Origin of the sequence: Corynebacterium striatum (assembly GCF_016728105.1) — a bacterium.
Taxonomy (GTDB): Bacteria; Actinomycetota; Actinomycetes; order Mycobacteriales; family Mycobacteriaceae; genus Corynebacterium; species Corynebacterium striatum.
On record NZ_CP068158.1, the window covers coordinates 1,237,322 to 1,255,713 of the forward strand.

Annotated in this window: 17 protein-coding genes; 9 read left to right on the forward strand and 8 right to left on the reverse strand. The window is 61.2% G+C overall.

What is annotated here, in order from left to right:
• Positions 1-160 precede the first annotated feature (160 nt).
• Positions 161-2,524, forward strand: a complete 2,364-nt coding sequence (locus I6I72_RS05785; protein WP_049147254.1) for a DEAD/DEAH box helicase — start codon at positions 161-163, stop codon at positions 2,522-2,524.
• On the opposite strand, the gene I6I72_RS05790 is transcribed toward I6I72_RS05785, so the two are convergent.
• The 7 genes from I6I72_RS05790 to ssd form a co-directional block, all read right to left on the reverse strand.
• On the reverse strand, positions 2,521-2,844 hold the full coding sequence (locus tag I6I72_RS05790; protein WP_005531234.1) for an Rv3654c family TadE-like protein: 324 nt from the start codon (positions 2,842-2,844) through the stop codon (positions 2,521-2,523). The two genes, I6I72_RS05785 and I6I72_RS05790, sit on opposite strands and share 4 nt — an antisense overlap.
• On the reverse strand, positions 2,841-3,158 hold the full coding sequence (locus I6I72_RS05795; RefSeq protein ID WP_005531236.1) for a hypothetical protein: 318 nt from the start codon (positions 3,156-3,158) through the stop codon (positions 2,841-2,843). The genes I6I72_RS05790 and I6I72_RS05795 overlap by 4 nt, the downstream gene beginning before the upstream one ends.
• A gap of 3 nt (positions 3,159-3,161) precedes the next feature.
• Entirely contained in the window at positions 3,162-3,353 is a 192-nt protein-coding gene (locus tag I6I72_RS05800; protein WP_005531238.1) for a DUF4244 domain-containing protein, read from the reverse strand.
• Between the two features lie 66 nt (positions 3,354-3,419).
• The gene (locus I6I72_RS05805; protein ID WP_049147255.1) at positions 3,420-3,950 is read right to left on the reverse strand and encodes a type II secretion system F family protein; all 531 of its coding nucleotides are present in this window, start codon (positions 3,948-3,950) and stop codon (positions 3,420-3,422) included.
• Positions 3,947-4,684, reverse strand: a complete 738-nt coding sequence (locus tag I6I72_RS05810; protein WP_236592679.1) for a type II secretion system F family protein — start codon at positions 4,682-4,684, stop codon at positions 3,947-3,949. The genes I6I72_RS05805 and I6I72_RS05810 overlap by 4 nt, the downstream gene beginning before the upstream one ends.
• A 32-nt stretch (positions 4,685-4,716) precedes the next feature.
• Positions 4,717-5,862, reverse strand: coding sequence for a TadA family conjugal transfer-associated ATPase (locus I6I72_RS05815; RefSeq protein WP_049147258.1), 1,146 nt, complete (start codon positions 5,860-5,862; stop codon positions 4,717-4,719).
• Positions 5,859-6,884, reverse strand: a complete 1,026-nt coding sequence (ssd, locus tag I6I72_RS05820) for a septum site-determining protein Ssd (protein WP_049062465.1) — start codon at positions 6,882-6,884, stop codon at positions 5,859-5,861. The genes I6I72_RS05815 and ssd overlap by 4 nt, the downstream gene beginning before the upstream one ends.
• A gap of 421 nt (positions 6,885-7,305) precedes the next feature.
• On the opposite strand from ssd, the gene I6I72_RS05825 reads away from it, so the two are divergent.
• Positions 7,306-8,205 (forward strand): HAD family hydrolase, encoded by a 900-nt coding sequence (locus I6I72_RS05825; RefSeq protein WP_370876094.1) that lies wholly within the window; start codon positions 7,306-7,308, stop codon positions 8,203-8,205.
• Here the strand turns inward: I6I72_RS05825 and I6I72_RS05830 are convergent.
• On the reverse strand, positions 8,202-8,915 hold the full coding sequence (locus I6I72_RS05830) for a hypothetical protein (RefSeq protein WP_049147260.1): 714 nt from the start codon (positions 8,913-8,915) through the stop codon (positions 8,202-8,204). The genes I6I72_RS05825 and I6I72_RS05830 overlap by 4 nt on opposite strands.
• A 109-nt stretch (positions 8,916-9,024) precedes the next feature.
• On the opposite strand from I6I72_RS05830, the gene I6I72_RS05835 reads away from it, so the two are divergent.
• The 7 genes from I6I72_RS05835 to I6I72_RS05865 all read left to right on the forward strand — a co-directional run bounded on the left by I6I72_RS05835 (position 9,025) and on the right by I6I72_RS05865 (position 18,215).
• On the forward strand, positions 9,025-9,519 hold the full coding sequence (locus I6I72_RS05835) for a phage holin family protein (RefSeq protein WP_049147261.1): 495 nt from the start codon (positions 9,025-9,027) through the stop codon (positions 9,517-9,519).
• A 121-nt stretch (positions 9,520-9,640) separates the two neighbouring features.
• Positions 9,641-10,576: an alpha/beta fold hydrolase gene (locus I6I72_RS05840; RefSeq protein ID WP_049147263.1), complete on the forward strand. Its 936-nt coding sequence runs from the start codon at positions 9,641-9,643 to the stop codon at positions 10,574-10,576.
• 235 nt (positions 10,577-10,811) lie between these two features.
• Complete coding sequence (locus I6I72_RS05845) at positions 10,812-12,410, forward strand: peptide ABC transporter substrate-binding protein (RefSeq protein ID WP_201807673.1); 1,599 nt, start codon at positions 10,812-10,814, stop codon at positions 12,408-12,410.
• A gap of 256 nt (positions 12,411-12,666) precedes the next feature.
• Entirely contained in the window at positions 12,667-14,241 is a 1,575-nt protein-coding gene (locus tag I6I72_RS05850; RefSeq protein ID WP_049151271.1) for a peptide ABC transporter substrate-binding protein, read from the forward strand.
• A gap of 395 nt (positions 14,242-14,636) precedes the next feature.
• A complete protein-coding gene (locus I6I72_RS05855) occupies positions 14,637-15,563 on the forward strand; it encodes an ABC transporter permease (RefSeq protein ID WP_005531255.1) in 927 nt (308 codons plus the stop codon).
• Positions 15,556-16,515 (forward strand): ABC transporter permease, encoded by a 960-nt coding sequence (locus tag I6I72_RS05860; RefSeq protein WP_005531257.1) that lies wholly within the window; start codon positions 15,556-15,558, stop codon positions 16,513-16,515. The genes I6I72_RS05855 and I6I72_RS05860 overlap by 8 nt, the downstream gene beginning before the upstream one ends.
• Positions 16,515-18,215: a dipeptide ABC transporter ATP-binding protein gene (locus tag I6I72_RS05865; RefSeq protein ID WP_046645709.1), complete on the forward strand. Its 1,701-nt coding sequence runs from the start codon at positions 16,515-16,517 to the stop codon at positions 18,213-18,215. Before I6I72_RS05860 ends, I6I72_RS05865 begins: the two co-directional genes overlap by 1 nt.
• The last annotated feature ends 177 nt before the right edge of the window (positions 18,216-18,392 follow it).

The window sequence follows — 18,392 nt, forward strand, 5'->3', positions numbered from 1 at the left end:
TCGGTGTGGACGAAAAATTGGATTGTGGAAAACAAATCTTCGCCAGCACTAACAAAAAGAAAAACACTGAGCCAAGAATTCATCGGCCTGCCTCCCAGTGTGGCACGTTTGTTCAGTGGGCGATAGTTTGACGCAAAAGATTTTCGGGAAAGGGGGTAGCGTGACCAACCCTCTTGGTGAAGAACTCGTCGAGCTCCTGCAGCGACGCTACGACGAATCCACATGCACTTTCACCACCACCCTGCCGGCGAAACCGGCCAGCTATGCGCCGTGGCCCGAATGGGTTCTCCCTGGGCTGCGCACCTTCCTTGAGGGCCGTGACGTGCACAAGCTCTACTCCCATCAGGTCGCGGTAGCCGAGCACGCCTGGCAGGGAAACGACGTCGTGGTGGCCACAGGCACGTCTTCGGGCAAGTCCTTGGGATACCTGCTTCCCATCCTCACTGCGTTGGCAAGTGACCCTACTGCGTGCGCGTTGTATCTCACCCCCACAAAGGCACTGGGCTCGGACCAGCTGCACTCCGTTTTGCAGATGAGCAGAGAGGTCGAGGAGCTGCGCGGGATGGTTGCCGCGCCTTACGACGGCGATACTCCCACCGAGGCGCGCGCCGGAATCAGGGATGACGCGCGGTTCATTTTCTCCAACCCAGACATGATTCATATGTCGATGCTGGCCTCACACCAGCGCTGGGCACGCTTCCTGCGGCATCTGCGCTTCATTGTGATCGACGAGTGCCACTCCTACCGCGGGGTCTTTGGCGCGAACGTGGCGCTGGTGTTGCGCCGCCTATTAAGGCTGTGTGATCACTACGGAGCGCGCCCGGTGGCCATTTCTGCCTCCGCCACAATGAAGGACCCGGCCATCCATACGCAGCGTTTGACGGGGCGTAAAACCCGCGAGGTGACCGAGGACGGTGCGCCGACGGGCGCGCGAACGGTGGCGTTGTGGGAGCCGGGCTTCATCGAGGGCGCTGAAGGCGAAAACGGTGCCCCGGTTCGCCGCGCCGCAACCACGGAAGCTGCCGGAATGATGGCGACCTTCGTGGCAGAGGGCGCGCGCACCTTGACTTTCGTGCGTTCCCGGCGCGCCGCGGAGGTAGTGGCGCTACGCACGGCGGAAGACCTTTCGGGCGCGTTGGGTCGGCCGGATTTCGCCCGCCGCATCGCTGCGTATCGCGCGGGCTACCTGGCAGAAGACAGGCGCAAGTTGGAAAAGGCCCTCGATTCCGGTGAGCTGTTGGGCGTGGCGACGACTTCGGCGCTGGAGCTAGGTATCGATGTGGGCGGATTGGATGCCGTCATCACCGCGGGGTTTCCGGGCACGGTGGCAAGTTTTTGGCAGCAAGCAGGCCGCGCGGGCAGGCGCGGGCAAGGCTCCGTGGTGGTGTTGGTGGCACGCGACGAGCCGATGGATACCTACCTGGTGCACCACCCTGACGCGCTGCTGGGCAAGCCAGTTGAGACGAGCGTGTTCAACCCGGCGAATCCCTATATCCTGTTCGGGCACGTCTACTGCGCGGCCGTCGAGAAGCCGCTCCAGGATGCGGAAATCGAGCAGCTCGGGGCGCACGACGTGGTGCATGCTCTGGCGGAGCGGGGGCTGCTGCGCCGCCGCGACCGCGGATGGTTCGCCGCGCCGATTCCGGCTGGGGAGGAGCTCACGCCGGAGACTGCCCACGCGGCGGTGTCGCTGCGCGGTGGTTCGGGCGAAGAGGTCATGATCGTGGATGCTTCTGACGGGCGTTTGCTCGGCACAATCGACGCCGCACGCGCCGCCAGCCAGGTCCATCCCGGCGCGGTGTATCTGCACCAGGGCGAGAGCTACGTCATCGAGGAGCTGCACTTCGCCGACTACCTGGCGCTGGCTAAGCCGGACACCCCGGAGTACACCACGACCCCGCGCTCGACCACGGATATTCGAATCGTGCGCGAGGCCGACGAACTGGTGAACTACGCGCCGGGGCTGTGGGTAGCCAACGTCGAGGTAGAGGTCATCGACCAAGTGACGGGTTATCAGGTGCGTTTGCCTGATGGCACGGTGGGCGATGACATTGCCCTGGAGATGCCGCAACAGCGCCTGCATACCCGCGCGGTGGCGTACACCATCGATCCGCTGGCACTTGCAGCGATGGGCGTCACCGCAGCGGATACGCCTGGCACCTTGCACGCGGCGGAGCACGCCGCCATCGGTCTGCTGCCGCTGATTGCAACATGTGACCGGTGGGATATCGGCGGCGTCTCTACCGCGCAGCATGCGGACACGGGCTTGCCCACGGTGTTTGTGTACGACGGTCACCCCGGCGGCGCCGGCTTTGCCGACGAGGGCTTCCGCCGCTTCCCCGAGTGGATAGCCACCACCTACGAGACGGTGGTCTCCTGCCCGTGCGAGTCGGGCTGCCCGTCCTGCGTGCAGTCACCGAAGTGCGGCAACGGCAACAACCCGCTGGACAAGGCAGGCGCCATCAAGCTGTTGGGCGCGCTGGTGACGATGACGCAATCAGGGCCCATGCCTGCCGACGCTTAGACAGGCCCGGCCCGCGCCACCGCCTCCACCCGCCGTACGGCAACGGTGACGATGACGTCGCGTTCGACCACTCGGCACTCCCGCAGCGTCGATTCGTTGTGCGCGGCCGTCTCCCGCGCCTGGGCGCACGCGTCCCTGCCCCGGGCGTGGTCCCAAGCAGCCGCCACGGCAGCCATGTCCGCCGCAACCTGCGCTTCGTGGCGCGCAGCCACCCGCCCCGCTACGGCGGTGACGCCGAGCAAGAGGGACACGATGGCCACGATGATGCCCGCATTGGCCACGGTGGCATAGCCAGCATCGGAGTTATGCCAGCGGTTCATCGCGTGGACCCGATCTCAGCAGGGAACACAGCACGCGCCTTCATCGACCCGAGCGGGGCCGGCACCGTGGCTTGTGCGGTCACGAGCCCGCCATGCTCAGCAACGTCGACGCTTGCCCCGTCACTCGAGAAGGGCTCCCCGATGGCATGTGCACGGGCGGCTGCCCCAGCGGCGTCGACAGCCGCGAGGTGTGCCGCCATCGTTGCCACCCCGGCGACTGCGCCCGCGGCCACGATGACCAGCGAACTTAACCCCAGAGCCGCCTCGATGGTGACCGAGCCCGTGTCATTACGCAGGATGCGGATGAGTTGCATAGCCTAGCGCGGAGTATTGGAGAGCGCGTCGGTGATGATGGATTCGATGGCGTCGGGAACCTGTCCGCCATTGATGACTGCATAAAGTACCGCAGCCAGCGCCGCAGCAGCGAGTGAGCCCATGGCGTATTCGATCGTCGACATACCCTCGTCGTTGCCTAAGACGGCTTTCATGCGAGTAGCTAGAACTTTCATATTTTTCTCCTTTGTAGTGCTGGTTTCTGTAGTTGATGTGTGAGATTCGTATTAGTGGATAGGTTGCTAAAGCAGCTGGGTCCCCAGGCTGATAATCACGGGCACGAGCCCCAAGACGATGAACGCTGGCAGAAAGCACACGGCTAGCGGAACCGCGATGAATACCCCGGCGCGCTCAGCGCGTGCCACAGCATTCGCGGCGGCCTCCGCGCGCAGCGTCTCCACCAGGCGGTGACAGCCCGCGGCAATCGCGGCGCCGGATTCACCCGAGAGATCAAGCAGACCCGCCAGATCCGCCAACTGCGGTTGTTCACGCAGGACCGCGATGGCCGAAGACATCGGCGCACCAACCCCCAGCAGCGCGGCAGCTTCCTGCCACGCGGGGCAGGCGCTTGTCGACGCCACCCCAGCCAACGCATCGCGCACCGACAGGCCCGCCTCCACGCACACCGCGAAGAGCTCGAGGTCAGCCGCAACATCAAGAGGCGCTGGCTGCTGCCGCGGACCATCGCGTGGCGTCTTTGGCCGCACGAGACGACGCAGCGGCGGGGCCGTGGGAATAAGAAGCGCTAGGGCCAGACAAAGCAAGGTCATCATGCCGCAGCCCTCCGCAGGATGTAGCGCGACCAGGCAAAGCCTGCACAGGCAAGGGCCACACCGACGTCGAGAAGCAGGCCCCCTAATCCCCCGCCTAACAGGAACGATAATGAATCCGCTCCCATCGCCCCTCCCATCGCGATGCCGGCCAACGGCAAACAGGCCAGGATAAGCGCGGTGGCCTGCGGGCCCTGCAGCGAAGACTCCGTGGATTTGGCGTGGCGGCGCGCGGCATCGAGCTGGGCCTGGGCCTGCTCGATAAGTTCTGCGAGCGCGACCCCGTGCGCCGTCGACATGCGTATGACGTGGCCAAGGCGCACTACCGCCGGGTCCGCGGCCTCCACGAGCGGGGCGTGAATATGCCCACCGTGAGCAGCCAATCCAGCCGCAGTTTGAAGCGGCAGCCGCACTGCCGCGGGGCATTCTGCAGGGACCGAGTTCACACCGCGTTGCAACGCACCCGCCGTGGTGGCACCCGCCCTGAGATCCGCGGCAACCGTGCCGAGGAAGGTAGCCAGATGTTCCCGACCGCGCCGGGCTTGGCGGCCTTGATTGACGTCGCGGATGTACCAGACCGCACAGACCACAACGAACAACACGGCCATTGCGACGCTGACACGCCCGAATACGTAGCAGCCGAGCACCCCGCAGAAGACCACCGGAACCACAAGTAGCCCGGCAGGGCGAGTCCGCGCGTTGCCTGGTTGCAGCCGGCGAGCTGCCGGAGGCTGCATCACAAGGGCCGCTCCCGCTAGGAGTAAGCAGGTCATGGCGCAACCCCCAGACGCTCAGCGAACTCCCTGTAACCGGGCCCCTTGCCGGTATCGATGCTCCAGATAAGCTCGGGCACCACGGGGTTTCCCTCGAGCAGCCCGATGTGCGCCAGGCACCGGCCCTCTGGCCGCCGTTCCATCGCAAGCACCACGTGTACCGCCGCCGCCAGCTGCGAGTGCAGTGCGTCGCGGTCCAAGCCGCCGAGCCCGGCGAGGGCCTCCATGCGCGCTGGTACCTCCCAAACCGAGTTCGCGTGCAGGGTCCCAGCACCGCCGTCGTGGCCGGTGTTGAGCGCGGCAAGCAAGTCCACAACTTCCGCTCCGCGAATTTCTCCCACCACGATGCGGTCGGGGCGCATGCGCAGCGATTGCTGCAGGAGCCGCGCCATCGTGATTTCACCGCGGCCTTCCGCGTTAGCGCGCCGCGCCACCAGCGTCACCACGTGCGGATGCAAAGGCGCAAGCTCCGCGGTGTCCTCAATAACGAGGATGCGCTCAGAGTCTGGCACCGTACCCAGCATCGCTGAGAGCAAGGTAGTCTTGCCCGCTCCCGTTCCGCCAATGACCAGGAAGGAAGCGTGGCGTTCCACAATCGCCCGCAGCAGGGGCTCGACCTCTGCTGCGATGCTGCCGCTTGCCACCAGTTGGTCAAGGCTCGTTTGTGCTTGGCGGAGCACGCGCAAGCTAATGCAGGTGCCGCCCGCAGAAGGCGGGGCAAGCAGCGCGTGCAGGCGCAGGGCTGTGCCATCGGGCCGCGCGAGCCTTCCATCGGCGAAAGGCTGCGCGTCATCGAGGCGCACACCCGCCACCGCCGCAAGGCGGGTGGCAAGCTGGCGTACCTCGGCGTCGCTGGCAAAGCTGACGGGCACCGGCTCCAAGCCGTTGCCGCGGTCGATGAAGCAACTGCGTGGACCGTTGACCACGACGTCGCTCAGCCCCGGCTGCGCCAGAATCGGTTCCAGCACCCCGAGCCCAAGCGAGTCATGGCGCAGGCGGCGCAAAAGGTCGAGAACATCACCATCACTGATGACGCCTGCCTCTGCCCGGATACGCCGGGCCAGTGCCGTGGTGTCGGCCACGAGCTCCGGCTCGGCAGCCACAATTCCGCGCAGCTTATCCAGGAGGCTGGTGTTACTCATGAAAGCACCTCGTCGATCACTCGCTGGGCAGCTGCGCGCAACGGGCGCGGTATGCTGCGCAAACCGCCTGTCTCCACGGCCTTGGTCAACCCGCGCACAGTGGGAATCTCCGCAATCGGGTCGCAGTGCACGATGTTCGCAATATCCTCTGGCTCAAGCCCCGACCACTGCCGATGCCGAACCACAACACTGCACGCCATCTGCTGCGCACGCAGCTCCCCAACCAGCTGTGCACACGCCGCGGCGGAGCGCACCTCGGCAGCACAGACGATGATCACGTGTTCACAGACTTGCGGAATATCGCCCGGCGCGGCATCAAAGACAGCACCTTGTGGGTGCAACGCAGCTGCTTGGAAAATGGCCTCGCGCCGCGCTGGCTTAAGGGTCGCTACCTGCGCATGTGCGCTTCGCGACGCCGCCAGCACCCCCAGGTTTCCGTGCCGCGGCACCGCCCGATGCAGGTCCGTGGCGTTTACGGCGCCACTTCCCGCTGCAAGATCCGGCCACCTTGCCCCTGGTTCCTCCTCGATGCCAGCGAGAAGATCGAGCCCACCGGAGTAAGGAGCGGCGTCGACGAGCAGCCCTGCTCCCGCCTCCACCGCGAGCGCATAGGCAAAGGTAGATGTGCCCACTCCCCCGGCTGCGCCAACCACTGCGAGCGCGAAAGATCCGCCGCTTTGCTCACGTGGGCTCACCTGATCCGCAAGCGCACTCAAGAGCTGCTTCGACTCAGCAGGCACGATGAAGGCTTCGGCGCTGCGGCATTTCATCGCGGCCTCGTAGTCAATGGGGCCGGGGTCGGCCACAACGAAGAAAACCGGGGCAACGCTGTGTTTGGCCACGAGAGCCGCGGTGAGCTTGTCTGCGATGACAACGCTGGCCTTGGGCAGGTGCCGCGGAAAGTCGCGTGGGTCTTCCACCGTGGTGACGTGCACGCTGGTAGCAGCGGCTGCTGCAAGAACCTCGGCGCGCAACGCGGAATCTCCCACGGCGATGGCGATGGTGACGTCTTGTGAACTCATGCCTTAAGCCTGCGGGTGACATAGCCGCTGTTTCTAGAGGCAATTTTCTCGCTGTGGATAACGCACCTATTGGAAACGCGTTGTAGCGATGCAGCGTGACGTGTCAGCAAATATGTGTGGAAAACAGCCGTTTTGTGCTTTCCTTTGCCTTGACCTTCGCGTGCACAAACAGGGCGGAAATAGATGATGACCCGCGCCTCGGGGGGGGTGTGCGCGGGTCATCGGTAACCCGGCATCGGGGGGGGTGAGCCGGGGCAGGCCGCACAGTATATCGGGGCCTTGCACCGCTCATTATGGCATGGAAGCGGGCCATTGACAACAGCAACCACGGCGCAAGGCACCCAAGGCCCCAGACCAAATGCCGCACGAGAGAAATCACAAAGTTCCGCCAACCTTGCCGCCACCGCGTAACACCCTTAACATTGGTCACAGTATGATTCCCGATCCCCACCGTGCTGAAGCTATCGGCACGGAAGCCGCCTCCACCGCTGCCGATTCCTCCGTGCCCAGCGGTGATTCCCGCGTGGCTGCTTTCTTCGATCTGGATAAAACCATTATCGCCACTTCCTCCGCATTCGCCTTCGGCAAGGAGTTCATGCACAACGGACTCATCACGCCGTCGGAAGCCCTGCAAATGTCGATTGCAAAAGCGGGCTACATGTTTGCAGGCCAATCCAGCGAACAGATGGACGCCACCCGCGACCAGTTAGCAGCAATGGTCGCAGGTTGGTCGGTGGATGAGGTCCACAACATCGTGGCTGAGACGATGCACAACGTGGTCACCCCGGCCATTTATGCCGAGGCCCGCGAGCTCATCACGTTCCATCAATCGGCGGGCCACGAGGTGGTCATCATCTCAGCTTCCGCATCAGCGCTGGTGCGCCCCATCGCCAAGGAGCTCGGCATCACGCGCGTGGCAGCCACCGAGCTAGAAGAAAGCGACGGCCGCTTTACCGGGGAAATCCTCTTCTATTGCAAAGGGCCTGCCAAGGCGCAATCAATAAGTGACATCGCGGAGGAACTGGGCGTCGATCTCGGTGAGTCCTATGCATACTCCGATTCGGCGACAGACATCCCGATGCTCGCAATGGTGGGCCACCCCGTTGCGGTCAATCCTGACCGACACATGAAAAAGCACGCCTTGGAACAAGGCTGGGACATCCGCACTTTCAAGGACCCGGTCCCCCTCTTTACGATGCCCGGTGCGAAGGAAGTAGGCATCGGTTCCGCGGTGGTGGCCGGAATCGCAGCAGTTGTGGCGGCTGGCCTGTGGCTGTCACAACGCCCCTCGGCCTTCTGGGAACCCAAGAACAGCGCCTAGGCCGACCGCGCGATGCCGTCCGCTTCTTCCCCGCCCGCAGCCCATGCCTTAAGCAGAAACTCCAAAGTTTTGCCAGGCTGCTCCGGATAAGCGCTGATGGCTTCCCAATGCTCATCGCGGTGGCGGTTGTAGTAGGTTTCGGGGACCGCAAAGCCACGCGGGTCGAAGCCACTGTGTATCGCCGCGATGCGGGCTGCAACCATGCCGATGAGGTGACTGCGCGATCCGAAGACGCCGTAGGCAGCGAGCTCCGCATGCAACACCACTGGGAGCAACCGGTCAAAAGCCATTCCGCTACCACTGCTGATGAGACGCGCCAAGGCTTGGACACGCGCGGCGCCCGACGCCGCCGGAATGCCTGTTCCGCCCGCCGCAACGTCGAGTCGCGCGAGAACTTGGAGCGGCGAGCGCGCAAAGGTGCGCACAGTAGTCGATTGCACCTCGGGCGCCAGCACCGAGTAGGCACTAATAGCGTTTGCAAGGGGCCCGTCGACCGCATCTTCGGGCTGCAAATTCGGGGAGATATTTAGGCCTTCGACGAACACCGCGGCCCGTGCGCCGCGCATCGCGGACTCTGCGGAAATAACATCGAATTTCCGTAAACCCGCCGGGCGGCGATGTGCGCGAGAAATTTTCTGAACCGCTTGCGCAGCCGCATTTTCCACCCCAGGCAATGCAAAGAGCGGGGCCAACGGGTCATTTTCTGCCATATCCTCTAGGATAGACCTGTGCGGCCTCTGCGATTCCTCACACACGCAGTTGTCAGGTTTCACTACTATGGCCACTACAGATTTAGACAAACGCTAGGAGTTACTAACCGTGAGCAACGACGGACTATTCACTGACGGATCGGACCAATTTGCACCGAAGGTCAATACTATCCCGCTCAGCGATGCAGATACCTCGAGGCCCGGTGAGGTATCCGTGGGACAGCTGGTCTCCAACGCTACCGAGCAGATGTCTCAGCTCGTCCGCTCCGAGGTTGAGCTCGCCAAGACCGAGCTTGCTCAATCCGCCAAGAAGGGCGGCATCGGTGCCGGCATGTTCGGCGTCGCTGGCACCATCGCGCTGTACAGCTCTTTCTTCTTTTTCTTCTTTCTTGCGGAGCTGCTCGACCTCTGGCTCGATCGCTGGGCAGCGTTCCTGATCGTCTTCCTCATCATGCTGGTTCTCGCAGCCATCGTGGGCTTTATCGGCTTCAAGAACATCAAGAAGGTTAAGGCACCTGAGAAGACCATCCAGTCCACCAAGGAACTCAAGAAGTTAGTCCCAGGCAAGGCAACCAAGTCCGTTGAACGCGGCCTGTACACCTAAAACCATTTAGCAGCACTTTCCAACTTCGCTTGTCTCCGCCCGAGGCCTTATCTCCGCCCGAGCTCTCTAGCTCGGGCGGGTTTAGCTTTTATAAGGCAAGGAAAGAAAGGAAACCGTTCCCATGGCCCAGACTCCTGCGCCGTTGCCCCCTTCAGTAGTTGAGCTCGAAGGCCCCTTCACGCACGAGTTTGTGCACACCCGTGGCATCAGGCTGCATGCAGCGACCGCTGGGTCACCGAGCGATCCGCTCGTCCTCCTCCTGCATGGTTCCTTCGGCGGGTGGTTCGATTTCAAGGACGTCATCGCCCCCATTGCTGAGCAAGGCTTCCACGTCGCTGCCCTCGATATGCGCGGTTTCGGAATGTCGGACAAGCCCCCAGTGGAGGTAGGCCAGGACATTCGCGCGATGGTCGGTGACATCACGGGCGCCATCCAGGCATTGGGCCACGATTCCGCATACCTAGTCGGTGCAGATTCCGGTGGTGCCATTGCATGGGCCGTGGCCTGCGAACGCCCCGAACGTACCTTGGGACTAGTCTCTGTTTCCGCGTCCCACCCCGTCGATCTGCGCCGCGCCATGGCCGCCCGCCCATGGGACTTCGGGTGGCTGCTACTGCGCGCAGGCCTATGCCGCCTAGCAGGGCCCATCCGCCGGCATAACCCCTTAATGCGTCCCTCCACTTATGAAAAGGAGCTGGCCCTCAACACGGATTCAAAGTTCCCAGCTGAGCGCCGGGGCGACGTCGCCAAGCTGCGCATTCAAGCCTCGCAGATAGGAAACGTCCGCCGAGGGATCCTGTGGAACCACCGCATGCGCACCGCCGTGCCACCGTTAAGCTGGATCGACTCGAAGGTCGAAGCGCCGGTTTTGTACCTGCATCCCAAGCAACAACTGTGGCGCCCACTCCTGCGTCGCGCCGAGAAACGCACGGCAAGCGCGTTCCGGAACGCCACCATCGCTCAGACCAAGAACCTGCCCCACATTGAGTCGCCCGCAGCCTTCGCAACGATGGTCAGCGAATGGCTCAACTCGCATGATTGGGAATGTGCGAAATAAGTAACAGTTAATCTATCCCGAGCGCCACCCCACACAGGGGGTGGCTTTTTCTTTATTATTAAGCCTAAAATCCCAGTTCACGGGATACTAACTAGCGACTTATAGTTTTTATCACATGTTTATAAATTACAAACTCTTGAATGTGTGCGTGAACACAAGGTAACTTCATTTCAAACCTAAAAGGTTCGCAAATGTTCATCCAATGCTCTACGCAATTCGGAGGTCTCTCCCCCTTATGACGATCAAAAAGACGCTTGCTGTCGTATCGGCAGCTTCCGTAGCCCTTACCCTCGCGGCATGTGGCAGCGACAGCAACGACAGCGCCGCAGGTGGATCCGCTAGCGGCGACAACCTAATCACCGCTTGGGGCAGCGAGCCACAAAACCCGCTGATTCCTGCAAACACCAATGAGACCGGCGGTGGCCGCATCGTTGACTCCATCTACTCCGGCCTCGTGTACTACGACTCCGAGGGCAAGACTCAAAACGAAATCGCCGAGTCCATCGAGCCCAACGATGACAACACCGAGTTCACCATCAAGCTCAAGGAGACCAACTTCTCCGACGGCTCCCCGGTTACCGCAAAGAACTTCGTTGACGCTTGGAACTACGCCGTAGCAAACGACCAGCTCAACGCATCCTTCTTCGGCAACATCAAGGGCTACAAGGAAGGCGTCAAGGAGCTCGAGGGCCTCAAGGTCGTCGACGATCTGACTTTCACCGTTACCCTGACCAACCCAGAGCAGGACTTCCCGGCTCAGCTCGGCTACTCCGCGTTCTACCCGCTGCACGAGTCTGCTTTCGAGGACATGGACGCCTTCGGCCAGAACCCAATCGGCAACGGCCCATACAAGCTCTCCGAGTGGAACCACAACCAGGACGCAACCGTCGTTCCTAACGAGGAATACAAGGGTGGCCAGAAGGTTGCCAACGACGGCGTGAAGTTCGTCTTCTACACCGACAACGACGCCACTTACGCTGATCTACTCTCCGGCAACCTGGATCTCCTAGACTCCATTCCGGACTCCGCTTTCGACGTCTACGAGGCTGACCTCGGCGACCGTGCAGTCAACCAGCCTTACGCTGGCTTCCAGTCCTTCACCATCGGCGAGAACCTCGAGCACTTCTCCGGTGAAGAGGGCAAGCTGCGCCGCCAGGCCATCTCCTACGCAATCAACCGCGAGGAGATCACCGAGACCATCTTCAAGGGCACTCGCACTCCTGCCAAGGACTTCACCTCCCCAGTTCTCCCGGGTTACTCCGAGGACATCAAGGGCAACGAAGTCGTGAAGTACGACCCAGAGAAGGCTAAGAAGCTGTGGGCTGAGGCTGACAAGATCAACAAGTGGGCTTCCCCGTCCTTCGAGATTGCCTACAACTCTGACGGTGGCCACAAGAGCTGGGTTGATGCAGTGTCCAACTCCATCAAGAACACCCTGGGCATCGAGGCCGTTGGCGCTCCTTACCCAGACTTCAAGTCCCTGCGTGACGAGGTAACCAACCGCACCATCAAGACCGCTTTCCGTACCGGTTGGCAGGCAGACTACCCATCCCTGGGCAACTTCCTTGCTCCGCTGTACCAGACCGGCGGTTCCTCGAACGACGGTGACTACGCCAACGAAGAGTTCGACAAGCTGCTCGTTGAGGCTGCAAAGTCCTCCTCCCAGGAAGAGGCCGCTAAGAAGTACAACGAGGCTCAGTCGCTGCTGTTCGAAGATCTCCCAGCCATCCCGCTGTGGTACCCGAACGCCACTGGTGGCTTCTCCGAGGCTGTAAGCAACGCTTCCTTCAACTGGAAGGGCGTCCCGGTCTACTACGAGATCACCAAGAACTAAGTTCTGCGTTAAGCTTTAGACTCGCGCAACGCAAAGCTCCGTCTCCTGTCTGGGAGACGGAGCTTTTTGTTCGCTTGGCGACGCCCCCTTAGCTTCGCCATTTCCTGAGTCTTATTCATAAAATATGCACGGTTTTCCGCCGTTGCATGCTCGGAAGCAAGAATAACTTTCATCCCGCTAATTTTTGGATCTTCTATGCAGTGCTTCTAGTCTAAATGCGATGTTTCCCTACGCACCGCGTGAAAGGTACAACTGCATGAATCTCAAGAAGACTCTCGCTTTCCTAGCCGTAGCCACGGCCTCGGTTTCCCTGGCTGCTTGCGGCTCCTCCGACAACGGCGGTTCCTCTGACGGAATCGTCTTGGCCAACGGAGCGGAGCCGCAGAACCCGCTAATCCCGGCAAACACCAACGAAAATGGTGGCGGACGCCTAACCAAGCTGATCTATGCCGGCTTGGTCTACTACGACAACGCCGGCGAGACCCACATGGACGTCGCCGAGTCCATCGAGCCAAACAAGGACAACACTGTCTTCACAGTCAAGCTCAAGGACACCAAGTTCTCCGATGGCTCGCCGGTCACTTCGAAGGACTTCGTCGATACGTGGAACTACGCCGTTGAGAAGAACTTCAACAACGCGTACTTCTTCGAAATGATCAAGGGCTACAAAGAGGGCGCTAAGTCCATGGAGGGACTGAAGGTCATCGATGACTCCACCTTCACCATCGAGCTGGCCGCACCCGACGCCGACTTCGTCAGCCGCCTGGGCTACGACGCCTACTTCCCGATGCACGAGTCCGCCTTCGCCGACATCGATGGTTATGGCGAAAACCCAATCGGCAACGGCCCATACATGCTGGATTCCTGGAACCACAACGTTGACGCCACAGTGGTCAAGAACCCGGAGTACACCGGCGAGCGCACAGCTCAGAACGAAGGCGTGAAGTTCACCTTCTACGCCCAAGGCGACGCCGCCTACGCTGACCTGCTCTCCGGCAACCTCGACGTATTGGATGCCATCCCAGACTCCGCATTCTCCACTTACGAGCAGGAGCTCGCCGGCCGTTCCACTTCCGACGCCTCCGCCCGCCAGGTTGCTTTGACCCTTAACGAAAACCTCGACCACTTCTCTGGTGAAGAGGGCAAGCTGCGCCGCCAGGCCATCTCCCACGCCATCAACCGCGACGAGATCACCGAGGTCATCTACAAGGGCACCGCAACCGCAGCCAAGGACTTCACCTCGCCGGCGATCCCGAACTACAACGACTCCATCAAGGGCTCCGACGTGCTCAACTACGATCCCGCCAAGGCGAAGGAGCTGTGGGACAAGGCGGACAAGATCAGCAAGTTCGAAGGGACGCTGCCGATTTCCTACAACGCTGACGGCAACAACAAGGCTTGGGTCGACGCCGTGGCAAACTCCATCAAGAACGCTCTGGGCATCGAGTCCGTGGGTAATCCGTACCCTGACTTCAAGTCCTTCCGTGACGAAGTTAAGAACCGCACCGCTAAGGGCGCAACCCGATCCAGCTGGTCCGCCGACTACCCGGCCACCAGCGCCTTTATCGGCCCCCTGTACGGCACCGGCGCCGGCAACAACGATGCCGACTACTCCAACCCAGAGCTCGACTCCCTCATCGACAAGGCAGCGTCCAGCTCCCCCGAAGAGGCCGTAAAGGTTAACGAGCAAATCCAGCAGATCCTTTTCGAGGATCTGCCCGCCGTCCCGCTGTGGTACCCGAACACCACGATCGGTTGGTCCGAGTCCGTCAACAACGTCGCGGTCAGCTGGAACGGCACTATCCCGTTCTGGGAGATTTCTAAGGCCTAGCCTTTCCGCAGCAGCATCGCCCAATATAGGGTGAGCCTGCTCACCACATAGGGCAAAGGGCACCCCCATCTGTCGTTTCAAGGACAGATGGGGGTGCCCCTATTTTTACCCCCATGAATAAATTGAAAATGCCTGCATATTCCACATTTACGCGGCTACCAGCGGCTAAAATATACCAACCTGCCAACCACTAGAAACCACACTTTTCTGTGATGCGCACAGATTCAGAGATTACTCATTGAGCGAGATCACAAACTAGGATTCCCTGTAGCCACGACAGGCAAACTCTCAAGACACGCGTAGCAGCCTCTGCCACAACCCTTCCCCAGGGTCGCGACCTTCTCGGTCGCGCGGCGTCGGCAAGCGCATGCTCACAACTAGTAAAGGACAACACTATGTTGCGCTATATCGGGCGACGAGTGCTCCAGATGATTCCGGTGTTCTTCGGAGCTACCCTCCTCATCTACGCACTTGTCTTCTTGATGCCCGGTGATCCGGTCGAAGCCCTGGGCGGCGACCGCGGTCTCACCGAGGCAGCTCGCGCTAGGATCGAGGCCGAATACAACCTCGACAAGCCATTTATTGTCCAGTACCTGCTCTACATCAAGGGCATTTTCATGCTGGACTTCGGAACCACCTTCTCCGGAATCCCCGTCACCGAAGTTATGGCCAATGCTTTCCCAGTTACGGTGAAGCTCACTCTCATGGCCATTGTCTTTGAAACAGTCTTCGGCATCCTGTTCGGCGTCATCGCCGGTATGCGCCGCGGAGGAATCTTCGATTCCACCGTCCTGGTCGCTTCCCTGCTCGTCATCGCAGTGCCTTCCTTCGTCATCGGCTTTGTCTTCCAGTACCTCGTGGGTATTAAATGGCAGCTCCTTCCGGTGACGGTGGGCGCGAAGGCCAGCTTTGAGTCGCTCCTCATGCCAGCAATGGTGCTGGGTGCGCTCTCCTTGGCATATGTCATCCGCCTGACCCGCCAGTCTGTTGCTGAGAACCTCCGCGCAGACTACGTGCGTACCGCCCGCGCAAAGGGCCTTTCCAGTGGTGCCGTCACCCGCCGCCACGTCCTGCGCAACTCCCTGATTCCAGTGGCTACCTTCATCGGTGCCGACATCGGCTCCCTGATGACCGGTGCCATCGTTACCGAGGGCATCTTCGGCATCAACGGCGTTGGCGGAACCATGTACCAGGCCATCCTGCGTGGTGAGCCGACCACCATCGTTTCCTTCACCACGGTCTTGGTGATCATCTACATCATCGCCAACCTGCTGGTTGACCTCCTCTACGCAGTACTCGACCCGAGGATCCGTTATGCCTAATTTCGAAAAGACTACTCAGTACCCTGGCCAAGAGCACTACGTCAACGAGGTCGACGAAACCGGTCTCGGCGCTGTCGACGCCGTCAAGGACGAGTCTGCTCCTTCTTCCCAATGGGGAGAGGCATGGCGCTACCTGCGCCGCCGCCCGCTGTTCTGGGTTGCGGCCACCATGATCGTTATCGCAGTCCTGCTGGCGCTGTTCCCAGGTCTGTTCACCAACACCGATCCACGCATGTGCGAGCTGTCTAAGTCGCTCGCTCCTGCCGAGTCCGGTCACCCCTTCGGATTTAACCGCCAAGGTTGCGACATCTACGCTCGCGTCATCTATGGCGCACGTGCCTCTGTCACCGTGGGCGTGCTGACCACGATTCTCGTGGTCATCATCGGCGCCCTAGTGGGCGCCGTAGCCGGCTTCTTCGGTGGATGGATTGACTCCGTTCTCTCCCGCATCACCGATATCTTCTTCGCTATTCCGCTGGTTCTGGCGGCAATCGTTGTTATGCAGATGTTCAAGGAGCACCGCACCATCATCACGGTGGTCTTGGTCCTTGGTCTGTTCGGCTGGGTCTCCATCGCCCGTATTACGCGTGGCGCCGTGGTCTCCATCAAGAACGAGGAATACGTGCAGTCCGCGCGCTCTATCGGCGCGTCGAACATCCACATCCTCTTCAGCCACATCCTGCCGAACGCTGCAGCGCCGATTATTTCCTACGCCACCGTGGCGCTGGGTACCTACATCGTCGCCGAGGCAACCCTGTCCTTCCTGGGCATCGGTCTGCCGTCCACGTTCGTCTCCTGGGGCGGAGACATCTCTGACGCACAGGCTTCCCTGCGTGTTAACCCGGCCGTCCTGTTCTACCCGGCAGGCGCCCTGGGCCTGACCGTTCTGAGCTTCATCATGATGGGTGACGTCGTTCGCGACGCCCTCGACCCGAAGGCAAGGAATCGCTAATGAATAAGCCGCTACTTGAAATGAAGGACGTCCACATCTCCTTCGAGACCTCCACCGGTACCGTCGAGGCAGTTCGTGGTGTCAACCTGAGCATCTACCCAGGCCAGTCCGTGGCAATCGTGGGCGAGTCCGGCTCCGGTAAGTCCACCACCGCTATGTCCATCCTGGGCCTTCTACCGGGCACCGGCAAGGTCACCAAGGGTCAGATCCTCTTCGAGGGCGAGGACATCACCCACTACAACAACAAGCAGTTCGAAGCCCTCCGCGGCAACAAGATCGGCTTGGTCCCGCAGGATCCAATGTCCAACCTGAACCCGGTGTGGCGTATTGGCACCCAGGTTGAGGAATCCCTCAAGGCCAACAACGTGGTTGAGGGTTCCGAGCGCGAGAAGCGCGTGGTGGAGATCCTTGAGGAAGCTGGGCTTCCCGACGCCGAGCGTCGCGCCAAGCAGTACCCGCACGAGTTCTCCGGTGGTATGCGCCAGCGCGCGCTCATCGGTATCGGCCTGGCCGCTCGCCCGAAGCTTCTTATCGCCGACGAGCCGACCTCGGCACTCGACGTGACCGTGCAGAAGACCATCCTGGACCACCTCGAGCACCTCACCGAGTCCCTCGGCAACGCGGTTCTGTTCATCACCCACGACTTGGGCCTCGCGGCAGAGCGTGCTGAGCACCTCATCGTTATGCACCGCGGCCGCATCGTGGAATCTGGCCCCTCGCGAGACATCCTGCGCGACCCTGAGCACCCCTACACCCGCCGTCTGGTCACCGCGGCTCCTTCCCTCGCTTCCTCCCGCATCCGTGCGGCCCAAGAAGCCGGAATCGAGACCGAGGAGCTCAAGACCGGCACTGCAAGCCACGCTGCCAACATTGAGGAAGAAACCGTCATCTCCGTACGCAACCTGACCAAGGAATTTGATATTCGTGGTCAGCGCGGCGAGAAGAAGCTGCTTAAGGCAGTTGACGATGTCTCCTTCGACATCCGCCGCGGCACCACCATGGCGCTCGTGGGCGAGTCCGGTTCGGGTAAGTCCACCGTGGCCAACATGGTCCTGGGCCTGCTGGAGCCGACCTCCGGCACCATCGAGTTCGAAGGCAAAGACACTTCCAAGCTCTCCAAGAAAGAACTGTTCAACCTGCGCCGCAAGATGCAGGTCGTCTTCCAGAACCCGTATGGCTCCCTGGACCCGATGTACTCCATCTTCAAGTGCATCGAAGAGCCGCTGGCTCTGCACAAGGTGGGAAGCCGTAAGGAGCGTGAGGCCCGCGTGGCTGAGCTGCTCGACATGGTGGCCATGCCGCGTTCTGCGATGCGCCGCTACCCGAACGAGCTCTCCGGCGGTCAGCGCCAGCGTATCGCCATCGCCCGCGCCTTGGCGCTGCGCCCAGAGGTCATCGTCCTCGACGAGGCAGTCTCCGCACTGGACGTTCTGGTGCAGAACCAGATCATCCAGCTGCTGGCCGAGCTGCAGTCTGAGCTAAAGCTGTCTTACCTCTTCATCACGCACGATCTGGCAGTTGTCCGCCAGACGGCCGATGACATTGTGGTTATGAAGAAGGGCCAAGTCATGGAGGCAGGCACCTCCGATTCCATATTCAACGACCCACAAGAGGAATACACCCGCAACCTCATCAACTCGGTTCCGGGCATGCACCTCGAGATCGGCACTGGCTCCAACCTCGGATTAGCCAAGGAGTAACACCTCCCCCCATTTCGTTATAAGAAGTTCCACCGGAGGGCTCCGAGGATTCATTACGTAGTCCTCTAATCGGGGCGGGTTATGTTTACTCCGTTCCCTCATTCCCTTCGGGACTGGAGGAACTAGTCGCTGGCTTCGGTATGGCTCTTATTCGCCCTGTCTGAAAATGATCCGGGG

Bases quoted from the DNA above. Each gene is read 5' to 3' on its own strand.
- I6I72_RS05790 (WP_005531234.1), bottom strand. From the start codon at position 2,844: ATGAACCGCTGGCATAACTCCGATGCTGGCTATGCCACCGTGGCCAAT.
- I6I72_RS05795 (WP_005531236.1), bottom strand. From the start codon at position 3,158: ATGCAACTCATCCGCATCCTGCGTAATGACACGGGCTCGGTCACCATC.
- I6I72_RS05800 (WP_005531238.1), bottom strand. From the start codon at position 3,353: ATGAAAGTTCTAGCTACTCGCATGAAAGCCGTCTTAGGCAACGACGAG.
- I6I72_RS05805 (WP_049147255.1), bottom strand. From the start codon at position 3,950: ATGATGACCTTGCTTTGTCTGGCCCTAGCGCTTCTTATTCCCACGGCC.
- I6I72_RS05810 (WP_236592679.1), bottom strand. From the start codon at position 4,684: ATGCAGCCTCCGGCAGCTCGCCGGCTGCAACCAGGCAACGCGCGGACT.
- I6I72_RS05815 (WP_049147258.1), bottom strand. From the start codon at position 5,862: ATGAGTAACACCAGCCTCCTGGATAAGCTGCGCGGAATTGTGGCTGCC.
- ssd (WP_049062465.1), bottom strand. From the start codon at position 6,884: ATGAGTTCACAAGACGTCACCATCGCCATCGCCGTGGGAGATTCCGCG.
- I6I72_RS05830 (WP_049147260.1), bottom strand. From the start codon at position 8,915: ATGGCAGAAAATGACCCGTTGGCCCCGCTCTTTGCATTGCCTGGGGTG.
- I6I72_RS05840 (WP_049147263.1), top strand. From the start codon at position 9,641: ATGGCCCAGACTCCTGCGCCGTTGCCCCCTTCAGTAGTTGAGCTCGAA.
- I6I72_RS05845 (WP_201807673.1), top strand. From the start codon at position 10,812: ATGACGATCAAAAAGACGCTTGCTGTCGTATCGGCAGCTTCCGTAGCC.
- I6I72_RS05850 (WP_049151271.1), top strand. From the start codon at position 12,667: ATGAATCTCAAGAAGACTCTCGCTTTCCTAGCCGTAGCCACGGCCTCG.
- I6I72_RS05855 (WP_005531255.1), top strand. From the start codon at position 14,637: ATGTTGCGCTATATCGGGCGACGAGTGCTCCAGATGATTCCGGTGTTC.
- I6I72_RS05860 (WP_005531257.1), top strand. From the start codon at position 15,556: ATGCCTAATTTCGAAAAGACTACTCAGTACCCTGGCCAAGAGCACTAC.
- I6I72_RS05865 (WP_046645709.1), top strand. From the start codon at position 16,515: ATGAATAAGCCGCTACTTGAAATGAAGGACGTCCACATCTCCTTCGAG.